Source organism: Polynucleobacter tropicus (assembly GCF_013307225.1).
In the GTDB taxonomy this organism is placed as follows: Bacteria; Pseudomonadota; Gammaproteobacteria; order Burkholderiales; family Burkholderiaceae; genus Polynucleobacter; species Polynucleobacter tropicus.
Map to the genome: position 1 here is coordinate 1,676,813 of NZ_CP028942.1, position 21,390 is coordinate 1,698,202.

Here is a 21,390-nt window from a genome sequence, read left to right on the forward strand (position 1 = left end):
TTATCTCCGAGTGCTTGCCTAATGCGCTTCTTCCCAATTATCGCCAATACCGATGCTAACTACTAAAGGCACCTTTAACTTAGCTACATTGCACATCAAATCCGGCAACTTTGCTTGCAAGCGGTCGATTTCATCAAAAGGCACATCCAATACCAACTCATCGTGCACCTGCAGCAAGAGCTTCGTTTTAAGCTGCTCTTTTTCTAGCCAATCTTCCACTGCAATCATGGCAAGCTTAATGAGGTCAGCGGCCGTACCTTGCATTGGTGCATTAATTGCAGCGCGTTCAGCACCTTGGCGACGGGGTCCATTGGAACCTTTGATTTCAGGAAGCCATAAGCGCCTACCAAAGACCGTTTCAACGTAACCATTTTCCCTAGCCTCAAGACGAGTACGCTCCATGTACTGCGCCACACCAGGGTAACGATCAAAGTATTTCGCAATATAGTTTTGCGCAGCTGCGCGCTCAATACCCAAATTACCAGCCAAGCCAAATGCACTCATGCCATATATAAGGCCAAAGTTAATTACCTTGGCATAACGTCGCTGCTCAGAATTTACTTCTTCCAATGGAATGCCAAAGATTTCTGCTGCTGTGGCTTGGTGCACGTCCTTACCTTCTCTGAAGGCTGCTAATAAGTTTTCATCTTCAGCGATATGCGCCATGATGCGCAGTTCAATTTGGGAGTAGTCAGCAGACAATAGTTTGCAGCCGTCTGCAGGCACAAAGGCCTCACGAATACGACGCCCCTCTTCAGTGCGCACAGGAATGTTTTGCAAATTGGGGTCACTTGAAGCAAGACGACCTGTCACCGCAGTGGCTTGAGAAAAATTGGTATGCACTCGACCCGTCTTAGGATCAGCCATGCGTGGCAATTTCTCAATATAGGTTGACATCAATTTCGCCAAACTACGATAGTCAAGAATACGCGCCGGCAAAGGATAGTCTTCAGCTAGCTTTTGCAAGACTTCTTCATCCGTAGATGGCGCGCCCGATGGCGTCTTTTTAATGACGGGCAACTCCAATTGCCCGAATAGGATTTCAGCAATTTGCTTAGGCGACTGAATGTTAAATGGCTGACCAGCCAGTTGATGAATCTCTCCCTCTAGCTCCAAAAGGCGTTTGCCAACTTGCTGTCCTTGCTTACCCAAAAGAGCTGAGTCAATGCGAATCCCGTTGCGCTCCATAACCCCAAGCACATGCATTGCAGGCATTTCAATCTGTTGATAAACATACAAGAGACCAGGGTTTGCCTGAATTTGGGGCCAAAGCTCGTGGTGAAGCCGCAAGGTGATATCGGCATCCTCAGCAGCATAGTCAGTAGCGACTTGCAGGTCTACTTGATCAAATCCAATTTGATGTGCGCCTTTGCCACAAACCTCTTCATAACGAATCGTTTTCACACCCAGATGACGCTCAGCCATGCTGTCCATATTGTGCGGAAGATGAGATTCCAATACATAAGACTCTAGCAAGGTATCAAATGCAACACCGCCTAATACAATTCCATAGTTTGCAAATATATGAATGTCGTACTTTAAGTTTTGTCCAACCTTTAAATGCGTTTTACTTTCCAACCAAGACTTCATACGTGACAACACATAATCACGACCGAGTTGTGAATCACCGTTCCGATGTGCCACAGGAATATAGCAAGCTTCACCTGGTTTCACGGAAAGTGAGATGCCAACTAATTCCGCAGCCAATGCATCAAGACTGGTTGTTTCTGTATCAACAGCCGTTAACTCGGCTGCTTCAATTTTTTTCAACCACTTATCTAGAGCAGCCTCATCTGTAACGCACTCATAATGACGTTCGAGCAAATCTGGTGCTACTGTTTTTGGTAATGCGCTAGCAGCTACATTAGATTTTTTAGATTCAACTTCTTCTGTTTTATTGCTTATGGGCGTGCCAGCCAAATCTACAGCTCCCTCTGAAGCCTGGTTGGATGGGCTTTCTAGCTGCTTTTCTACATCACGCAACCAGGTTTTAAATGCGTAACGTTCAAATAGCTCACGCAAAAGCGCAGCATCTTCTGGCTTGGCGTGTAAGTCATCTAAACCTGGTAGATGTGGTGATAAATCGCAATCCGTTTTAACGGTAATGAGTTGTCGCGCTTGTGGCAACCAATCTAATGTCGCACGTAAATTTTCTCCAACGACACCTTTTACTTGATCTGCATTTGCAATCAAATTATCTAAATTGCCAAACTCTGCCAACCATTTATTTGCCGTTTTAGGTCCCGCCTTAGGAACACCAGGAACATTGTCAACCGCATCGCCAATAATCGATAAATAATCCACAATCAATTCTGGTGGCACACCAAACTTTTCAATCACGCCATCAATATCTAATTTCTCGTTAGTCATCGTATTAATGAGTGTGACTGATGGATTTACTAATTGCGCTAAATCTTTATCGCCTGTTGAAATGATGGTTTCCCAACCCGCTTGTGTCGCCTGACAAGCTAGAGTTCCGATCACATCATCAGCCTCCACTCCAGAAACCATCAAAACTGGCCAACCCAATGCCTTAACCATCAAATGAATCGGCTCAATCTGTTTAACCAAATCTTCAGGCATAGGTGAGCGATGAGCCTTGTATTCGGAGTACATCTCGTCCCGGAAGGTTTTTCCCTTGGCATCAAATACACAAGCAATATGGTCGGCTTTTAGCTCTGACCGGGCACGGCGCATCATATTGACCATCCCATAGATAGCTCCCGTGGGCTCCCCAGCCCCATTTCTCAGGTCAGGCATGGCGTGGAAGGCGCGATAGAGGTAGCTAGAACCGTCTACCAACAAGAGTCTATGTTTCGTCATACCGCAATCGTACAATCTAGTTAACAATTACCTACAGGACGGATTAATGAACCGCCCAAAAGTAGGCCAAAAAAGGTGAAAAATGATGCATGCTCTAACAAACGTAATCAACCATATTTTTAGCCAAAGTCTCGCTCTGACGAGTTTTTTGGTGATTTTTGCTGTCTTCGGAGCAGGATCTGCACAGGCTCAGAATACCAGCCAAGCTCTTAGCCAATCCGAGCTCAACCGAATTAACAACCAACCGCTTTCTCCAACCATGAGCCCAGCGGGTGTTGTCAGCAACCCAGAAACCCGCAAACCAAGCTTTCAGCACAAAGAAGCTACCGGCACCGAAATTACTGAGTACAAGGATGCAAATAGCCCTACACAAGTACAAGTTAAAACAAAGTACACCACTTACGAGATGTCACCACCAGACTCTGTAATGCCAGGACCACCTTCAGGTGAGGGCGCACTTATTAGCGTGCCTAGTATTAGCATTCCGATTCAATAAAGAACTGCGCATTTATCAATGGCTGTATTTACTCCGATTGAACTTGGCGAGATCGCCCCATGGATCTCCCAAGAATTTACTATCGGTGAAGCTGCGGACATCCGCGGTATTCATGGTGGAATCGAGAACTCTAATTTCTTCTTAGACACCATCAAAGATGGCAAGAAGCAAGAATATGTTCTGACCATCTTTGAACGCTTATCCGCAGAGCAACTACCCTACTACCTAGAGCTGATGCGCCACTTGGCGAATAAAGGCATACCAGTGCCTAAGCCAATTGAGAACAAGCATGGAGAGATCCTTTTCTCTATTAAAGGCAAACCAGCGGCGATCGTTAGTAAGTTACCTGGTCTCTCCCGAATGCAACCCGAAGTGAAGCATTGCGCTTTGGTTGGCGAGATGCTAGCCAAAATGCATCTTGCTGGAAAAGACTTTCCCAAGTCACAAGAAAATCTTCGCAGTCTTGGTTGGTGGCAACAAACAATTCCGCTTGTTTTGCCGCATTTAAATACCGCACAAAAAGATTTACTTACTCACGAACTGAGTGCACAAGAAGCTTTTTTCTCATCTAGAGATTACGACATGCTTCCGCAAGGTGCTAGCCATTGCGATCTCTTCAGAGACAACGTCTTATTTGATCCAAAAGGATCTTCCGATACCAGCAATGATCAATTAGGTGGTTTTTTTGATTTCTACTTCGCAGGCACTGACAAATGGTTATTCGATCTTGCGGTCACCGTGAATGATTGGTGCTTGGCTGAGAACAAACAGGATTTGGATCCAGCTCGTTTTGATGCTTTGATGCAGGCTTATCAAACCGTACGACCACTGACCAAGGAAGAGCAGGCCAGCTGGCCGCTAATGGTGAGGGCCGCGGCTCTGCGTTTCTGGGTATCACGCTTGTGGGACTTTTATTTACCCCGTGATGCTCAAATGCTCACTCCTCATGACCCAACGCACTTCGAACGCATCCTCCTAAGTCGCCGTACCCTATGAGACTCAATTCCGCTGCACCCAAAGAAGGCTACACCTGGATAAGACAGGGCATTTGGTTATTCAAACAAAATCCTTTGGGATTTTTAATGTTGGTCTTTATGTATGTTTTTGTGGCGCAACTTGCGGTCATCGTTCCAGTGATTGGCGTCTTTGCAGTTCTACTATTAACGCCAACCCTTTCCGTTGGATTTATGACTGCTTGCCGACAAGCAATTCAAAAAGAACGTATTCGACCAAGCGTCTATTTAATTGGACTGCAATCTGGTCAGTTCATTTGTAACCGAATTCTGCAATTAGGCTTGGTGTATGCGGCACTAATTTTGCTAATGAGTTTTGTCTTGAGTCTCTTGGTAGATTTTGAAATGCTATTACCCCTCATGACAACTGATAAACCAATTACCCCCGAGGCACTCAGACAGGTTTATCTAGTATTAGTGTTTGGCGCTGTTTTGTATATTCCGATTGCAATGCTGATGTGGTTCTCACCCATCCTGATTGCATGGGCTGATATGTCCGTTCCGCAAGCTTTGTTTTCTAGCTGGCTCGCATGCTGGACAAACAAGGCCGCGTTCTTTTTTTATCTAGCAATATGGAGCGCGATCTTAATCGCCATTCCTCTGACGATCGGCATGATCTTTGACGCTCTCAATTTCGGTCAAGCCGCATCATTCATCGTGGCACCTATTTCGATGGCCGGCTTAACCATCATGCACTGCTCTTTCTATGCCACTTGGAAGGCTTGCTTTACCGAAGATTAAGCAAGCTTTATTTGCTTAATCAATCGCAGCAAGTTTGGCAATACTAAGCTGCAACCATTTAACACCGTGACGCTTAAAGTTCACTTGGGCTCTAGCATCGGCATCAACACCTTCTAAGCCTGTAACACGCCCTTCACCAAACTTGGTATGGAACACATTCTGACCAATGGTGAACGGATAATTGCCACGGGGCGGCGACGCCAAACGCTTTACTTCCATAGACGCAGAGCCAACTCGCTTTGCCGGTCTTGGTCGTTCGCTACCAGAATCAAAAAAGTCATTGGATTCGTATTCACGCTGGCGGGTGTAACCATCTTGCCAGGTAGAACCTGATCTTGAGCTGCCACCCCAACGCGCATCTTTTGCTTTTGGCGTCAACCACTTTAATGATTCACTTGGCAACTCTTCCAAGAAACGGGAAGGCATGTTGTAGCGAACTTGACCATGTAACATGCGTGACTGGGTGTGAGATAAATACAAGCGCTCTTTAGCGCGAGTAATAGCAACGTACATTAAGCGACGTTCTTCTTCCAAGCCATTTTGCTCATTCACACTGTTCTCATGCGGGAATAAGCCCTCTTCAAGACCGGTAATAAATACTGAGGTGAACTCTAGGCCCTTTGCAGAGTGCACTGTCATCAATTGCACGGCATCTTGACCTGCTTGAGCCTGGTTATCGCCAGCCTCCAAGGAAGCATGCGCCAAGAAGGCCGCAAGCGGTGACATTTCAACAGCGGCAGGATCATTCTCACCAGGTAAAAGTGCGGCAATCGCATCTTGCCCATAACCCTCTTCCGCAATGAATGCAGTGGCGGCGTTAATCAATTCCTGTAAGTTTTCTACTCGGTCTTGCCCTTCTCGCTCAGATAAGTAGTGCTGAATCAAGCCGCTGTGTTGAATTACAAACTCAACAGTTTCAGGCAAGGTATTGTGACGTGTAGCTTCACGCATGTGATCCACTAAGCGAATGAAGCCACCCAATGCGGCACCCGCTTTGCCCTCAAGAGATGAAGCCGCCGTATACAAAGAGCATTGCTGGGCTCTTGCCGCATCTTGCAAGGCCTCAATCGATCTTGCACCAATGCCACGCGTTGGGAAATTCACAACCCGCGAAAAAGATGTGTCGTCATTGGGATTTTCAAGTAAACGCAAGTAAGCAAGTGCGTGCTTAATTTCAGCGCGCTCGAAGAATCGCAAGCCACCATACACACGATATGGAATGCCCGCAGAAAAAAGTGCGTGCTCAATAATGCGTGACTGCGCATTGCTTCTATAGAGCAAAGCAATTTCAGTTCGTTTGATGCCGCTATTCACCAAGGCTTTAATTTCATCTACTAGCCAAGCCGCCTCAGCATGATCACTTGGCGCTTCATAGATGCGGACTGGTTCTCCATGCCCCGCATCGGTTCGCAAGTTTTTACCAAGACGCTCAGAGTTGTTTGCTATCAAATGATTGGCGGTATCGAGAATATGTCCATGTGAGCGATAGTTCTGCTCAAGCTTCACCAGCAAGGGATGAAACTGTTTTTCATAAAGACGCATGTTTTCTACGTCAGCACCACGAAAAGCATAAATACTTTGGTCATCGTCGCCAACTGCGAATACCGAACTACTTCCCATGCTACTGACATTCACGCGGCTTGGATCATGACCAGAGAGTAATTTGAGCCACGCATATTGCAAGGCATTAGTATCCTGAAACTCGTCAATCAAAATATGACGGAAGCGTTCTTGGTAATGCGTGCGAATAGGCTCGCTATGTTTTAGTAGCTCATAGCTGCGTAACAATAATTCAGCGAAGTCTACAACTCCCTCACGCTGGCATTGCTCATCATAGGCGGCATACAGTTGCGCCATCTTCGCCTGAAAATCATCTCCAAGAGCTAAGTCTTTAGCACGCTGTCCACGCTCTTTTGCATGCGCAATGAAATACTGCAATTGTTTAGGTGGATACTTTTCGTCATCCACCTTTAAGCCTTTTAAGAGACGCTTAATTGCCGATAGCTGATCTTGGGTATCCAAGATCTGGAAGGTCGATGGCAAACCAGCCTCTTTATGGTGGGCCCTCAATAAGCGGTTGCATAAACCATGGAAAGTGCCAATCCACATTCCGCGGGTATTAATTGGCAACATGGCACTCAAGCGCACCATCATCTCTTTTGCCGCCTTATTGGTAAATGTCACCGCTAGGACCCCAATTGGCGAAACTTGACCTGTTTGGATCAACCAAGCAATCCTGGTGGTCAATACACGCGTCTTGCCGCTACCAGCGCCTGCCAAAATCAAGGCAGATTGGGCTTGGCCATTTGGGTTTACGGGCGGGAGGGTTACGGCCTCGCGCTGTTCTGGATTAAGGTTCGCGAGCATGTCTGAATACATCAGCCCAATTATAATTTGCCTCTTATGCCAAACGCCTCAAATACCCCCAATTCATCAGTAGCCAGCTCAGCTGAAGAGCTTGCCAAATCCTACGAACCCGCACCGATTGAAGCCTATTGGGGCCCAGAATGGGAGCGCAGAGGAATTGCTGATGCCAGCATGGATGAAAGCAAGGGTGACTTTTCGATTCAGTTGCCACCACCTAATGTGACCGGCACCCTTCATATGGGGCACGCTTTCAATCAAACCATCATGGATGGTTTAGTGCGCCATGCACGTATGTCCGGCAAAAATACCTTGTGGGTACCTGGCACAGATCACGCTGGTATTGCCACCCAAATCGTAGTTGAACGCCAACTTGATGCGCAGAAAGTTTCTCGCCACGATCTCGGCCGTGAAAAGTTCCTAGAAAAAGTCTGGGAGTGGAAAGAAACTTCAGGCAACACCATTACACGCCAAATTCGTCGCTTGGGCGCCTCAATTGATTGGGGTAAAGAATATTTCACGATGGATAGCAAAATGTCCAAGGCCGTGGTGGAAGTATTTGTCCGTCTACATGAACAAGGCTTAATTTATCGTGGCAAACGTTTGGTGAACTGGGATCCTGTTTTAGGCACGGCAGTCTCCGATCTTGAAGTGATGAGCGAAGAAGAAGATGGCTCAATGTGGCACATTCGCTATCCATTGACCGATGGCTCAGGTCACCTCACAGTCGCAACAACCCGTCCAGAAACCTTGCTGGGTGACGTTGCTGTTATGGTCAATCCTGAAGATGAGCGCTATAAACATCTAATTGGCAAGTCGGTCAATCTTCCTTTGTGTGACCGTCAAATCCCCATCATCGCTGATGAATATGTTGATTTAAATTTTGGCACTGGCGTTGTGAAAGTGACTCCAGCGCATGACTTCAATGACTATGCAGTTGGGCAGCGTCATCAGTTGCCGCTCATTAACATTCTCACGCTAGACGCAAAGATTAATGAAAATGCTCCTGCAACTTATCAAGGCATGGAACGTTTTGCTGCTCGCAAACAAGTAGTTGCTGATTTAGAGGCAGCGGGCTTGCTTGAAAAAGTTCAGCCACACAAATTAATGGTGCCGCGCGGTGATCGCACACAGACCATCATTGAGCCTATGCTCACTGATCAATGGTTTGTGGCAATGTCAAAACCAAGTCCTGATAACCAATATCAACCAGGATCATCGATTGCAGGCGCAGCTCTAGATGCCGTCACCAAAGGTGACATCAAATTGGTTCCTGAGAATTGGATTAATACCTACACCCAATGGCTGGAAAACATCCAAGACTGGTGCATCTCTCGACAACTTTGGTGGGGTCATCAGATTCCTGCTTGGTATGGCGATGATGGTCAAATTTTTGTGGCACGCTCCGAAGAAGAGGCTAAGGCTAAGGCTGTGGCAGCTGGCTACACCGGCAAACTCAATCGCGACCCCGATGTACTTGATACCTGGTTTAGCTCTGCGCTGGTTCCATTTAGCTCATTAGGCTGGCCAGAAGAAACGCCAGCACTAAATCATTTCCTACCTTCTTCAGTATTGGTTACGGGCTTTGACATCATTTTCTTCTGGGTAGCGCGCATGGTCATGATGACCTGCCACTTCACAGGAAAAGTGCCATTCCATACGGTTTATGTGCATGGCTTGGTGCGCGATGCTGAGGGTCAAAAGATGAGCAAGTCCAAAGGTAATACTTTGGATCCAATCGACTTAATTGATGGCATCAAACTGGATGAGCTTGTAGGCAAGCGCACTACCGGACTCATGAATCCAAAGCAAGCCGAGAGCATTAGCAAGAAAACCAAAAAAGAATTTCCGGATGGTATTCCCGCATTTGGTACAGATGCCTTGCGCTTTACCTTCGCTTCTTTGGCATCACTTGGGCGCAATATTAATTTCGATCAGAAGCGTTGCGAGGGTTATCGTAATTTCTGCAACAAGCTCTGGAATGCAACTCGCTTTGTATTGATGAATTGCCCAGGCGGCGATGAAGATAATGGCCTCGCTCCATGCGATAACCAATGTGGCCCTGATGGTTACCTGGACTTCTCGCCTGCGGATCGCTGGATTGTGTCGCAACTACAAAGAACCGAGTCCGAGGTTGCCAAAGGATTCCAAAACTATCGCTTTGACAATATTGCTAATAGCATCTACCAATTCGTTTGGGATGAATACTGCGATTGGTATTTAGAGCTTGCAAAAGTTCAACTACAGACCGGCACGCCAGCACAACAACGCGCAACACGTCGTACCCTATTGCGCGTACTTGAGACTATCTTGCGTATGGCGCACCCACTTATTCCATTCATTACCGAAACACTTTGGCAAACCGTTGGACCAAAGTCTGGAAAAGAATTAGCTAAGCAGGCTAAGCAAACAATTGCATTACAACCCTACCCTGTTTCTCAACCAGAAAAAATTGATGAGCAAAGCGAAGATTGGGTGGCGCAAGTTAAAGCGATTGTGGATGCCTGCAGAAACCTGCGCGGTGAAATGCAAGTACCCCCAGGTCAAAAAGTGCCTCTGTGGATTTACGGTCCAGAAGCTTTCTTGCAAAAAGCGACTCCTTATTTGCTCGCTTTAGCCAAGCTGACAGAAGTCAAAATCTACAGCGATGAATCCGCCCTGGAAAAAGATGCCCCAGGGGCGCCAATTGCTCTCGTGGGCGATATCAAGTTACTCCTCAAGATTGAAGTGGATGTGGCGGCTGAGCGCGCCCGTCTTGGTAAAGAAATTGAACGCCTTGCCAATGAAATCACTAAAGCCCGCAGCAAGCTAGGCAACGAAAGCTTCGTTGCTCGTGCCCCAGCTGAAGTAGTTGCCCAGGAAAAACAACGTCTTGCTGGCTTTGAGCAAAATCATGAGAAGCTTGTTGCACAATTAGAACGTCTTCAATAAAGATCGGATTAGCAATGCCCTTGTCTACCAAAGCGGTCACTAAAGCAGTTTTCCCAGTTGCGGGTCTTGGCACTCGTTTTTTACCAGCGACTAAAGCCAGCCCAAAAGAAATGCTCAATGTGGTTGATAAGCCACTTATTCAGTATGCGGTTGAAGAAGCTATTGCAGCAGGCATCACTGAAATGATTTTTGTGACTGGCCGTAGCAAGCGCGCAATTGAAGATCACTTTGATAAAGCTTATGAGCTTGAAGCTGAGCTTGAGGCAAAAAATAAGCAAGCCTTACTAGAGATCGTGCGTAGCGTTAAACCCAGTCATGTTGATTGCGTATATGTCCGTCAACCAGAGGCGCTTGGTCTCGGTCATGCAGTGCTGTGCGCAGAGAAGCTGGTTCGTGACGAACCGTTTGCGGTAATCCTGGCAGATGATTTATTAGACGGCAATCCACCCGTTCTCAAGCAAATGCTCAAAGTTTATGAAGAGCAAAATGGTTCAGTCTTAGCAGTTGAAAAGATTGATCCAGCCAAGAGCAGTTCCTATGGCATCGTTGCTGGCACTGAAGTAGCCAAAGGCATCCATCGCTTAAATGGCATTGTGGAGAAGCCTCAACCTAAAGATGCTCCATCGAACTTAGCGGTTGTAGGCCGATATGTTCTGTCTTCCGATATTTTTCAGCATATTCGCAATCTCAAGCCTGGTGCTGGCGGAGAAATTCAACTAACTGATGCGATTGCTTCACTCTTAAAAGAAGATCCTGTATTCGCTTACGAATACGATGGCGTTCGTTATGACTGCGGCAGCAAATTAGGATATCTCAAAGCTTCCGTGGAATTTGCTTTGCGCCACCCAGAAGTGTCAAAAGATTTTGAGGCTTATCTAAAGAGTCGCTCGCTAATTTAATTACTACGATTGATGAAGCGATGAAATAAAAAAGGCAGGTATTACCTGCCTTTTTCTTTGGTTTGTTTATCTTCTTTTCAGAAAGAAAACCAATACATCGCCTTCGGTAGTGCTGCCGATTAGTTCATTGCCAGTTTGCTTGGCAAACGCAGGGAAATCTCTAGACGCCCCAGAATCTGTTGCTTTAATCTTGAGCACTTCACCAGACTGCATAGTGGCTAAAGCTTTCTTGGTGCGCAAAATGGGCAATGGGCAATTCATACCAATGGCATCTACTTCAGCATTAAAAGCAATATTGCTCAGGTCACTCATTTGCTTGCTACCCAATCTTTGACGCCAGCAAGAGCTGCATTGAGCTTGCTAGGATCATTACCGCCCGCCATCGCCATTTCTGGTTTGCCGCCGCCTTTACCACCCACTTGCTGAGCAACAAAATTCACGAGATCGCCAGCTTTCACTTTGGCAATTGAATCTGCTGTTACTCCAGCAACCAAACTCACTTTATCACCCTGAACTGAAGCCAAAACGATTGCTGCTGATTTGAGTTTTGCTTTCAAGGCATCCATAGTCTCACGCAATACCCCAGCATCTGCACCATCTAAACGTGCAGCGAGAACTTTGATGCCATTAATATCAATCGCTTGCCCGGCCAACTCGTCACCTTGGCTTGCAGCCAACTTCGAATTAACCTTTTCTAGTTCACGCTCAGCTTGACGCAAACTCTCTTGTAGTTGCGCTACACGATTTATCAAATCGCCAGGATGCGTCTTCAAGATAGCCGCTACTTCATTAACCTTATCTTCTAGGCCTTGCAAGAACTGCAGAGCGTGATTACCAGTAACCGCTTCAACACGGCGTATACCTGCGGCAACACCACCCTCAGAAACAATCTTGAGGCTTCCAATATCACCCGTGCGAGATACGTGAGTACCCCCACATAATTCTTTTGAGCTACCGATCTCAAGAACACGCACTTCATCGCCATACTTCTCGCCAAAGAGCATCATGGCACCAGTCTTTTGCGCATCCTCCAAAGACATCACTTTTCCAGAGGTGGCGGTATTGGCCAAAATCTCGGCATTCACAATATCTTCAACGCGGCGAATTTGTTCTGCTGTAATTGGAGCATTATGCGTAAAGTCAAATCGGGTCTTGGTAGCATCAACTAAAGAGCCTTTTTGTTGAACGTGATCACCCAAAACTTCTCGCAAAGCTTTGTGCAAGATATGAGTAGCGCTGTGGTTACGCATGGTGTCTGTTCTTTGCTGAACATCCACCAAAGCATTTAATGTGTCGCCTACCTTAATCTCACCTTCCAGCAATACGCCTTGATGGCCAAATACATCAGCCTGGATCTTGAAGGTATCTTCGACGGCAAAACGAATTGACTCATTGCGCAATTCACCGCGATCACCAACCTGACCGCCAGACTCTGCATAGAACGGTGTGTTGTCCAGAACCACTACCGCGGCATCTCCCGCTTTAACTGAAGCAACCTCAGATCCATCAACATACAAAGCGGTTACCTTGGCGCCTTCATGCTTGAGTGTGTCGTATCCATGGAATTGCGTTGGCTGGCCCTTGTATTCCAAACCCTGAGCGACCTTAAACTTACCTGCCGCTCTAGCTTGATCACGTTGCTTTTGCATCGCGAACTCAAAACCTTCAGCATCAACTGTGACGCCACGCTCACGACAAACGTCTGCTGTTAAATCCAATGGGAAGCCAAAAGTGTCATGCAAGCGGAATGCGGTTTCACCATCAACCACTTTGGCGCCGCCTGCTAACGCACCATCCAAGATTTCCATACCGTTGGCAATCGTTTGGAAGAAACGCTCTTCCTCTTGCTTTAATACTTCGCTCACTTTATCTTGCGCCGCGCGCAATTCAGGATAGGCATCACCCATTTCTTGAACCAGCGCAGGTACAAGTTGATAGAAAAATGGTTTACGTGCACCTAGCTTGTAACCATGGCGAATCGCGCGACGCGCAATACGACGCAATACATAACCGCGCCCTGCGTTGCCTGGAATAACGCCGTCAACCACAATAAAACTACATGCGCGAATATGATCTGCAATCACCTTCAAAGATGGGCTGGCCGCATCGCAATTACCGCCACCCGCCGCATCAACAGCATCCTTGGAGGCCTTAAGTAAATTGACGAAGAGGTCGATTTCATAATTGGAATGAACGTGCTGCAACACTGCTGCGATACGCTCTAAACCCATACCAGTATCAACGCTAGGCTTAGGCAGCGGATGCATCACACCCGCTTCATCGCGATTGAACTGCATGAAGACGTTATTCCAAATTTCAATGAAACGATCACCATCTTCTTCAGGACTACCTGGAGGGCCACCAGGAATATGTTCACCATGATCGTAGAAAATTTCCGTGCATGGTCCGCATGGACCTGTGTCACCCATCATCCAGAAATTATCAGAAGCGTAACGCGCACCCTTGTTATCGCCAATTCGAATAATGCGATCTGCAGGCACGCCAATTTGATCTTTCCAAATGGCATAAGCCTCATCATCTTCGGCATACACCGTGACCAATAACTTATCTTTTGGTAGCTTAAATACTTGGGTCAATAAATCCCAGGCAAATTGAATCGCATCTTTCTTGAAATAGTCTCCGAAGGAAAAATTGCCTAACATCTCAAAAAAGGTATGGTGACGTGCGGTGTAGCCCACGTTATCCAAGTCGTTGTGCTTACCGCCAGCTCGTATACATTTTTGGGCTGTCGTCGCACGGCTATAGGGGCGCTTGTCAAAGCCTAAAAATACGTCCTTAAATTGGTTCATCCCCGCATTGGTAAAGAGCAGGGTTGGGTCATCGCCAGGAACTACTGGGCTTGAAGGGACGATTTGGTGACCTTTTTGAGCAAAGAAATCCAGGTAAGCCTGGCGAATTTGGGAGACTTTCATAGCCGTAATTATGGCATTCGCACCCGTCTAGGGCAAACCCTAGACAAGATCCCCCCCTCGTGGCTTACAATCGCTCAATATCAATAAATAATCGGCTTCTAAGTCCGATATAAAAAGGAGCGCAACTTGAAAATTCGCAATCAACGGGATTTTGGGGCTGGTGTCATGTACATCGTGATCGGCCTCTTCTTCACCATCGTGGCTACTCAATACCCAATGGGTACTGCGGCCAAAATGGGTCCAGGCTACTTCCCATTCTTCTTAGGCATTTTGATGACCCTTTTGGGTCTGATCGTTGCAGTCAAGGCTCTGGGAGCCACAGCAGCAATCGAATCGATTCCTAAATTCAACTGGAGAGTGATTGCACAAATTACTGGCTCAGTAGTGCTGTACGGATTGCTATTGCCAAGAATGGGTTTCTTGATCGCAGTGGTCGTATTAGTTCTCGTATCTGCAAGTGCCAGCAAAGAGTTCACATGGAAGGGTTCGCTAATTAATGCGGCTTTCCTCGTGATATTCACATACTCAGTATTTGTGGTGGGCTTGAAGCTTCAGTTCCCATTGCTGCCTGTATTCCTACAACAATAACGAACCAGGACTCTGAAAAATGGATTTATTTGCTAACTTAGCTCTCGGTTTCGATACCGCGTTCACTCTACAAAACCTCCTGTACTGCCTCATCGGTTGTATCTTGGGAACCCTCATTGGCGTTTTGCCTGGTCTTGGCCCCATCGCCACTATCGCGATGCTCTTGCCAGCAACCTATGCCCTGCCTCCTATTGCCGCATTGATCATGTTGGCTGGTATTTATTACGGCTCACAATACGGCGGATCTACAACAGCGATTTTGCTCAATATCCCAGGAGAAACGTCCTCGGTGGTGACGGCGATTGACGGCTACCAAATGGCCCGCAATGGTCGAGCAGGTGTTGCTTTGTTTACTGCCGGCATGGGTTCATTCTTCGCTGGCTGCGTTGCAACCTTAGTATTGGCTGCTTTCGCTGCACCACTCTCACAACTCGCATTTAAGTTTGGTCCTGCAGAGTATTTCTCATTGATGGTGCTTGGCTTGATCGGCGCGGTAGTGTTGGCGTCCGGCTCTTTAATTAAAGCGATTGGCATGATCATCCTCGGCTTGCTCATGGGCTTGATTGGTACCGACGTGAACTCTGGTGTATCTCGCTATGCGTTTGACATTCCTGAGTTGAGTGACGGTATTGGCTTCGTAGCTGTTGCGATGGGTGTATTCGGTTTTGCTGAAATCATGGGTAACCTTGAAAAGCAAGGTGAAGATGAGGGCTTCCTCAATAAGCTCACCAGCATGATCCCAACTAAGAGCGATGTGAAGCGCATGATTCCTTCAATTTTGCGTGGCACAACAATCGGCTCCATCTTGGGCATCCTCCCTGGCGGCGGCGCAGCTTTAGCAGCGTTCGGCGCTTACTCTGTCGAGAAAAAGTCCTCCAAGTACACCCATGAATTTGGTAAGGGTGCGATTGAAGGTGTTGCAGGTCCTGAATCAGCAAACAATGCTGCTGCTCAAACTTCATTTATTCCATTGCTTACTTTAGGTATCCCACCTAATGCGGTAATGGCATTGATGGTTGGCGCGATGACCATTCACAACATTCAACCTGGCCCACAAGTGATGACCAGTAACCCTGCGTTGTTCTGGGGTCTGATCGCCTCTATGTGGATCGGTAACGTGATGTTGATTCTCTTGAATTTGCCACTCATCGGTATTTGGGTGAAGCTCTTGAAGATCCCATATCGCTTCCTCTACCCAGCAATTTTGGTGTTCTGCTGTATTGGTGTGTACACCGTGAACAACACCGTGTTTGACGTTTATGTAACCGCTGGCTTCGGCTTAATTGGTTACCTATTCTTCAAATTGGGTTGCGAACCTCCTCCGCTACTCTTGGGATTCGTTCTTGGACCTATGATGGAAGAGAACTTCCGTCGCGCATTGTTACTCTCTCGCGGCGACTTCACAACCTTCGTTACCCGTCCACTGTCACTCGGATTATTGATTGCGGCAGCTTTGCTGGTTGTAATCGTAGCCTTGCCAGCAGTGAAAAAGACTCGCGAAGAGGCATTCGTCGAAGACTGATTGTCTTAGACCTCACGGAAACGAGCCCGCTGCAGTTTGCGGGCTTTTTCTTTATGGGTCCAGGGTTTTCTCTACAATGTGGCTATGTCCCAAGATAGCAAATCCCCTAAAGTAGGCGCGGTAAGCACGGCAGGTACTGGCGCAGTTACCGAGCCATCTAACTTCTTACGCCAAATCATCGATCAAGATTTGGCAAGTGGCGCATTCTCACAGCGCACCAATTTAGCCGGCGAGCCCATTCCCTCCATCATTACCCGCTTTCCACCAGAACCAAATGGCTACTTACATATTGGCCATGCAAAAAGTATTTGCCTCAATTTTGGTTTAGCGGCGGATTACAACCAACAAGCAGGTGGCGCACGTTGCAACATGCGTTTGGACGACACTAATCCTGTTAAAGAAGATGTTGAATACGCCGACAGCATTTTGGATGCGGTGAAGTGGCTGGGTTTTGATTGGGGAACTCACCTTTATCACGCAAGCGATTACTTTGATCGCCTCTATGAGTTTGCGGAAATTTTGATTCAGCACGGCAAAGCCTATGTTGATAGTCAAAGCGCTGATGACATTCATACGAATCGCGGGAACTTTGGTCAAGCAGGTAAAAACAGTCCTTATCGTGATCGTAGCCCAGAAGAAAATCTTACCCTCTTTCGCGAAATGCGCGACGGCAAATTTAAAGATGGTGAACATGTTCTGCGCCTGAAGATTGATATGGCGCATCCCAATATTGTGATGCGTGACCCTGTGGTTTACCGTATCCGCCATACGGATCACCACCGCACTGGCAGTAAGTGGTGCATCTACCCCTTATATGACTTTACGCATTGCATCTCAGACGCATTAGAAAATGTTTCCCACTCCATTTGCACCTTGGAGTTTGAGAACAATCGCCCACTGTATGACTGGATTGTAAATTCCCTAAAAGAATTGGGTGTATTTAAAGATCCCGTTCCACATCAGTACGAATTTGCTCGCCTTAATCTCACTTACACCATTACAAGTAAGCGCAAGTTATTGCAACTTGTTGAAGAAAAGCATGTTGATGGCTGGGACGATCCTCGTATGCCTACGATCGTTGGTATTCGTCGACGTGGCTATACCCCTGAGAGTATTCGTCTGTTCTGCGAACGCATTGGCGTATCCAAGGCAGATAGCTGGATTGATATGAGCACTCTTGATCAAGCCTTGCGTGATGATCTTGAAGTAAGAGCTCCAAGAGCCACGGCAGTACTTAAGCCCTTGAAGCTGGTTGTAGAAAATTTCGATGCGAATGCAAAAGAGCGTTGCTCTGCTCCACGCCACCCTCAATATCCAGAATGGGGTAATCGCGAATTCCATTTCACACGCGAGCTATGGATTGAGGCTGATGACTTTATGAAGGAACCCATTAAAGGATTCTTCAGGCTGTATCCACCTATTGGCGATCAGCCAGGTAGTCGCGTCCGTTTACGTCATGGCTTTGTAGTGGAGTGCACTGGATTTGAAACTGATGCGCAAGGAAACGTTGCGCAAGTCAACGTGACGCATTTTCCCGATAGTAAGAGTGGCACCCCGGGATCCAATAACTACAAGGTGAAGGGCAATATTCACTGGATCAGCACTGCGGAAGCCATTCCCGCTGAGGTTCGCCTCTATGATCACCTCTTTACAGATCCACATCCAGATAGCGGCGATAAGAACTTCTTAGATGCGATTAATCCAAAATCTAAAGAAACTATTTCGGCTTACTTAGAGCCTTGCATGCAAGATGCTCAAGCTGAAGATCGCTTCCAGTTCGAACGTCATGGTTACTTTATTGCCGATAAAGCAGACTCCAAACCAGGCGAGCTGGTATTCAACCGTACGGTTGGCCTCAAGGATTCTTGGAAATAGTCTTCAGGAAATCCGCTACGCTTGGATAACGTAGCGGTGTTTTTAGTTCTGATAAGCGCGTGTTTGTCACACGTCTAGACTCCCGCATAAAAGACCACAGCATCGGACTCACTATTTCCCGCAATTGGGCCGCTGGCATTCTTGGTGCTCTTGCTAAACCAAAAGCATCCGCTACTTCATCAAAATAATCACCCATCTTGGTTTCATTACCATCGCATGCATTAATGACTCTTTGAGGTTTGCCATGAAAGACGGCTGCGCAAACCAGACGCGCTAAATCATCGCTATGAATGTGATTGGAGTACGCATCCTCTTCTGGCAATAAAGCAGGGGTTTGAGATTGCAAGCGCTCTAGCGGCAAACGATTGGCAGCATAGATCCCTGGCACACGCAAAATCGTCACGGCAATTCCATGTGCGGGTCCCCATAGACGTAGCATCCCCTCCGCATCCACCCTGCGTTGGGCTCGCTCACTTTGCGGATTGACTGGAGTCACTTCGCTCACTCTGGCACCCCGATGATCGCCGTAGACACCGGTAGTGCTGATATAGATCAGCCGCCTGACGACGGAAGACCCTTGGGCTAAAATTCTAAGCAGGTTACGGGTTCGGTAATCACGATTTCCTTGATTTTGGGGTGGAGCTAAATGAATGACAGTTTGCGCTAAACCCGCAAGCCGCCATAAAGAGTCTGGATGATCCAGATTTCCCAAAATTGGTGTCGCGCCAGCCTCCCGCAACTCCTGAAAACGATGTTGTGAAGAAGTAAGCGCAAAAACCCGATGACTAGGCGATAGCTGTTTTGCCACTCGGAGGCCAATATCGCCACAGCCAATAATCAGGATTGAAGGTTTACCAAAAGTACGCATAAGTAACATCGTAACGATTTATTGAAAGGAATGAGAGTGTCTTACCAAGTCACGCTCAAAACGAGCGGCAAACAATTTACTGTTACCCAAGATGAGACTCTCTTGGAGGCCGCATTGCGTCAAGGCATCAACTTACCCTATGGTTGCAAAAATGGGGCCTGCGGTTCCTGCAAAGGAAAGGTTATAGAGGGTAAGGTAACTCATGGCCAGCACAGCGAGAGTGCCTTAAGTAAGGCTGATGAAACCGCTGGTGGCATCTTATTTTGTTGCTCACACCCCCAATCGGATTTACTAATCGAGGCTCGCGAAGTGCAAGGCGCTGGGGACATCGCCATTCGTAAAGTACCTTGCAGGGTCAATACCATAAGCAAGCCTAGCAGTGATGTCGCTATTCTTAAGTTGCAATTACCCGCAGCAGAGCGCTTCCAGTTCTTGGCGGGGCAATACATTGAATTTTTATTAAAAGATGGTCAGCGTCGTGCGTATTCAATCGCCACATCTCCAGACCAAGAAGGTCCACTAGAGCTTCATATTCGCCACTTACCGGGTGGCGTATTCACCGACTTTGTATTTGGAGTGACTAACCCAGCCTTAAAAGAAAAAGATATTCTGCGCTTTGAGGGGCCTTTGGGCAGCTTCTTCTTGAGAGAAGATTCCAAAAAACCCATTATATTTTTGGCAGCAGGAACTGGTTTTGCACCCATCAAATCCATCATCGAGCAGATGCAAGCCAAGAAGATCGAAAGGCCTTCTTACCTCTATTGGGGTGGACGTCGTCCAAACGATCTCTATCTAAGCAACCTTTGCAAAACTTGGGAAAAAGAGATCCCCAATTTCCAATATATCCCCGTGATTTCGGATGGCCTCCCTGAGGATGCTTGGCAGGGCCGCACTGGGTTCGTCCATCAAGCCGTGATGCAAGACCACCCAAGCCTTAAGGACTTTCAGGTTTACGCCTGCGGAGCCCCGGTGATGGTGAATGCTGCCAGAACTGACTTCTCCTCAAAATGTCAGCTACCCGAGGAGGAGTTTTTTGCCGACTCCTTCACGAGCGCTGCTGATTTAGTCACTGAGTAGCCTTAATAAAGTTAGATAATAGAAACCTATTAGCCCCTGCAATCCCATTTCATTACCAAATTAGCATGAACACACCCGCTCCTATCGACACCCATTCAGTGATGTTTATCACCCAACGTCCAGACGTGATCATGGTTGAAGGTGATGGTTCATGGTTAACCGATAACAACGGCAAGCGCTATTTGGATTTCTTGCAAGGCTGGGCAGTGAACTGTCTAGGACACGGCAACCCAGGAATGATTGCTGCGTTAAATACTCAAGCAAAAAAACTGATTAATCCAAGCCCCGCGTTTTACAACGAGCCGATGATTGGTTTATCTAATTTGCTCACAGCTAACAGCTGTTTCAATAAAGTATTTTTTGCAAACAGCGGTGCAGAAGCAAATGAAGGCGCAATCAAGTTGGCTCGCAAATGGGGTCAGCTCAATAAAAATGGCGCCTTTGAGATTATCACTTTTGATCACAGCTTTCATGGTCGCACCCTAGCGACTATGAGCGCTTCAGGAAAACCAGGCTGGGATACGATGTTTTCCCCTCAAGTACCAGGCTTTCCAAAAGCGGACCTCAATGATCTGGATTCTGTTAAAAAATTAGTAACTGATAAAACAGTCGCAATCATGCTCGAGCCCGTGCAAGGCGAAGGTGGCGTGATTCCTGCCACTAAAGAATTTATGCAAGCTTTGCGCAAGTTCACCAAAGACAACAATATTCTTTTAATAGTGGATGAAGTACAAGCTGGCTGTGGCCGTACAGGCACATTATTTGCTTACCAACAGTTTGGTATCGAGCCAGATATCATGACCTTAGGTAAAGGCATTGGTGGTGGCGTTCCTCTTGCGGCACTGATGGCAACTGATGCAGTAGCCTGCTTTGTTCCGGGCGATCAAGGGGGCACCTACAACGGCAACCCACTCATGACTGCGGTTGGCATCAGCGTGATCGAACAACTACTGGCTCCAGGATTTTTGGATAACGTCAAAGCAAAAGGCGAACTCTTGAAATCTGAGCTACTAAAACTATCAGCAGAGTTCAGCCTAGAAGGCGAGCGTGGCGAAGGATTATTGCGCGCCCTCATGCTTGGCAAAGATATCGGCGGAAAATTAGTAGAGTTAGCTCGCGATCGCAGTCCTGAAGGTTTGTTGATTAATTCACCAAGACCAAACTTATTACGCTTTATGCCAGCACTAAATGTCAGCAATGATGAGATATTGCAAATGTGCAATATCTTGCGCGAATTACTTAAGGCAACTGCTTAATAAG

At 47.1% G+C, this 21,390-nt stretch carries 15 protein-coding genes; 10 read left to right on the plus strand and 5 right to left on the minus strand.

All coding sequences use genetic code 11. The features are described from left to right. Positions 1–18: 18 nt before the first annotated feature. Positions 19–2,823 (minus strand): DNA polymerase I, encoded by a 2,805-nt coding sequence (gene polA / locus DCO17_RS08620; protein WP_173956320.1) that lies wholly within the window; start codon positions 2,821–2,823, stop codon positions 19–21. A gap of 82 nt (positions 2,824–2,905) precedes the next feature. Between polA and DCO17_RS08625 the strand changes: the two genes are divergently transcribed. From DCO17_RS08625 to DCO17_RS08635, 3 genes are read left to right on the plus strand one after another with little or no spacing between them, the layout of a single operon-like run. Beyond that, positions 2,906–3,319: a hypothetical protein gene (locus DCO17_RS08625; protein WP_217425419.1), complete on the plus strand. Its 414-nt coding sequence runs from the start codon at positions 2,906–2,908 to the stop codon at positions 3,317–3,319. Positions 3,320–3,337: 18 nt separating this feature from the next. After that, complete coding sequence (locus tag DCO17_RS08630) at positions 3,338–4,315, plus strand: homoserine kinase (RefSeq protein ID WP_173956321.1); 978 nt, start codon at positions 3,338–3,340, stop codon at positions 4,313–4,315. Continuing rightward, the gene (locus DCO17_RS08635) at positions 4,312–5,073 is read left to right on the plus strand and encodes a BPSS1780 family membrane protein (RefSeq protein WP_173956322.1); all 762 of its coding nucleotides are present in this window, start codon (positions 4,312–4,314) and stop codon (positions 5,071–5,073) included. The genes DCO17_RS08630 and DCO17_RS08635 overlap by 4 nt, the downstream gene beginning before the upstream one ends. Positions 5,074–5,088: 15 nt before the next feature. Here DCO17_RS08635 and DCO17_RS08640 read toward each other — a convergent pair whose 3' ends face one another. Next, positions 5,089–7,452 carry a UvrD-helicase domain-containing protein gene (locus DCO17_RS08640; RefSeq protein ID WP_173956323.1) on the minus strand — a complete coding sequence of 788 codons (2,364 nt, stop codon included), beginning with the start codon at positions 7,450–7,452 and terminating at the stop codon, positions 5,089–5,091. 24 nt (positions 7,453–7,476) lie between these two features. Here DCO17_RS08640 and DCO17_RS08645 point away from each other — a divergent pair, with 24 nt between their 5' ends. Together DCO17_RS08645 and galU are read left to right on the plus strand one after the other, a co-directional pair. Then, complete coding sequence (locus DCO17_RS08645; RefSeq protein WP_173956324.1) at positions 7,477–10,368, plus strand: valine--tRNA ligase; 2,892 nt, start codon at positions 7,477–7,479, stop codon at positions 10,366–10,368. Between the two features lie 14 nt (positions 10,369–10,382). Continuing rightward, positions 10,383–11,267 (plus strand): UTP--glucose-1-phosphate uridylyltransferase GalU, encoded by an 885-nt coding sequence (galU, locus tag DCO17_RS08650; protein WP_173956325.1) that lies wholly within the window; start codon positions 10,383–10,385, stop codon positions 11,265–11,267. Between the two features lie 66 nt (positions 11,268–11,333). Here the strand turns inward: galU and DCO17_RS08655 are convergent, their stop codons facing one another. Beyond that, complete coding sequence (locus DCO17_RS08655) at positions 11,334–11,561, minus strand: sulfurtransferase TusA family protein (protein WP_173956773.1); 228 nt, start codon at positions 11,559–11,561, stop codon at positions 11,334–11,336. Positions 11,562–11,575: 14 nt separating this feature from the next. Next, positions 11,576–14,200, minus strand: coding sequence for an alanine--tRNA ligase (gene alaS, locus DCO17_RS08660; RefSeq protein ID WP_173956326.1), 2,625 nt, complete (start codon positions 14,198–14,200; stop codon positions 11,576–11,578). A gap of 126 nt (positions 14,201–14,326) precedes the next feature. Between alaS and DCO17_RS08665 the strand changes: the two genes are divergently transcribed. The 3 genes from DCO17_RS08665 (at position 14,327) to DCO17_RS08675 (ending at position 18,185) form a co-directional block, all read left to right on the plus strand. After that, on the plus strand, positions 14,327–14,788 hold the full coding sequence (locus DCO17_RS08665) for a tripartite tricarboxylate transporter TctB family protein (RefSeq protein ID WP_173956327.1): 462 nt from the start codon (positions 14,327–14,329) through the stop codon (positions 14,786–14,788). A 19-nt stretch (positions 14,789–14,807) separates the two neighbouring features. Beyond that, entirely contained in the window at positions 14,808–16,310 is a 1,503-nt protein-coding gene (locus DCO17_RS08670) for a tripartite tricarboxylate transporter permease (RefSeq protein ID WP_173956328.1), read from the plus strand. An 84-nt stretch (positions 16,311–16,394) separates the two neighbouring features. Beyond that, positions 16,395–18,185, plus strand: coding sequence for a glutamine--tRNA ligase/YqeY domain fusion protein (locus DCO17_RS08675; RefSeq protein ID WP_173956329.1), 1,791 nt, complete (start codon positions 16,395–16,397; stop codon positions 18,183–18,185). Here the strand turns inward: DCO17_RS08675 and DCO17_RS08680 are convergent. Further along, positions 18,166–19,062 carry an SDR family oxidoreductase gene (locus DCO17_RS08680; RefSeq protein WP_254598754.1) on the minus strand — a complete coding sequence of 299 codons (897 nt, stop codon included), beginning with the start codon at positions 19,060–19,062 and terminating at the stop codon, positions 18,166–18,168. The two genes, DCO17_RS08675 and DCO17_RS08680, sit on opposite strands and share 20 nt — an antisense overlap. A gap of 27 nt (positions 19,063–19,089) precedes the next feature. On the opposite strand from DCO17_RS08680, the gene DCO17_RS08685 reads away from it, so the two are divergent. After that, the gene (locus DCO17_RS08685; RefSeq protein ID WP_173956330.1) at positions 19,090–20,130 is read left to right on the plus strand and encodes a CDP-6-deoxy-delta-3,4-glucoseen reductase; all 1,041 of its coding nucleotides are present in this window, start codon (positions 19,090–19,092) and stop codon (positions 20,128–20,130) included. A 65-nt stretch (positions 20,131–20,195) separates the two neighbouring features. After that, positions 20,196–21,386 carry an acetylornithine transaminase gene (locus tag DCO17_RS08690; protein ID WP_173956331.1) on the plus strand — a complete coding sequence of 397 codons (1,191 nt, stop codon included), beginning with the start codon at positions 20,196–20,198 and terminating at the stop codon, positions 21,384–21,386. The last annotated feature ends 4 nt before the right edge of the window (positions 21,387–21,390 follow it).

Coding starts and splice junctions, on each gene's coding strand:
- DCO17_RS08625 (WP_217425419.1), top strand. CDS start 2,906: ATGATGCATGCTCTAACAAACGTAATCAACCATATTTTTAGCCAAAGT.
- DCO17_RS08675 (WP_173956329.1), top strand. CDS start 16,395: ATGTCCCAAGATAGCAAATCCCCTAAAGTAGGCGCGGTAAGCACGGCA.
- DCO17_RS08630 (WP_173956321.1), top strand. CDS start 3,338: ATGGCTGTATTTACTCCGATTGAACTTGGCGAGATCGCCCCATGGATC.
- DCO17_RS08690 (WP_173956331.1), top strand. CDS start 20,196: ATGAACACACCCGCTCCTATCGACACCCATTCAGTGATGTTTATCACC.
- DCO17_RS08670 (WP_173956328.1), top strand. CDS start 14,808: ATGGATTTATTTGCTAACTTAGCTCTCGGTTTCGATACCGCGTTCACT.
- DCO17_RS08680 (WP_254598754.1), bottom strand. CDS start 19,062: ATGTTACTTATGCGTACTTTTGGTAAACCTTCAATCCTGATTATTGGC.
- alaS (WP_173956326.1), bottom strand. CDS start 14,200: ATGAAAGTCTCCCAAATTCGCCAGGCTTACCTGGATTTCTTTGCTCAA.
- polA (WP_173956320.1), bottom strand. CDS start 2,823: ATGACGAAACATAGACTCTTGTTGGTAGACGGTTCTAGCTACCTCTAT.
- galU (WP_173956325.1), top strand. CDS start 10,383: ATGCCCTTGTCTACCAAAGCGGTCACTAAAGCAGTTTTCCCAGTTGCG.
- DCO17_RS08635 (WP_173956322.1), top strand. CDS start 4,312: ATGAGACTCAATTCCGCTGCACCCAAAGAAGGCTACACCTGGATAAGA.
- DCO17_RS08640 (WP_173956323.1), bottom strand. CDS start 7,452: ATGTATTCAGACATGCTCGCGAACCTTAATCCAGAACAGCGCGAGGCC.
- DCO17_RS08645 (WP_173956324.1), top strand. CDS start 7,477: ATGCCAAACGCCTCAAATACCCCCAATTCATCAGTAGCCAGCTCAGCT.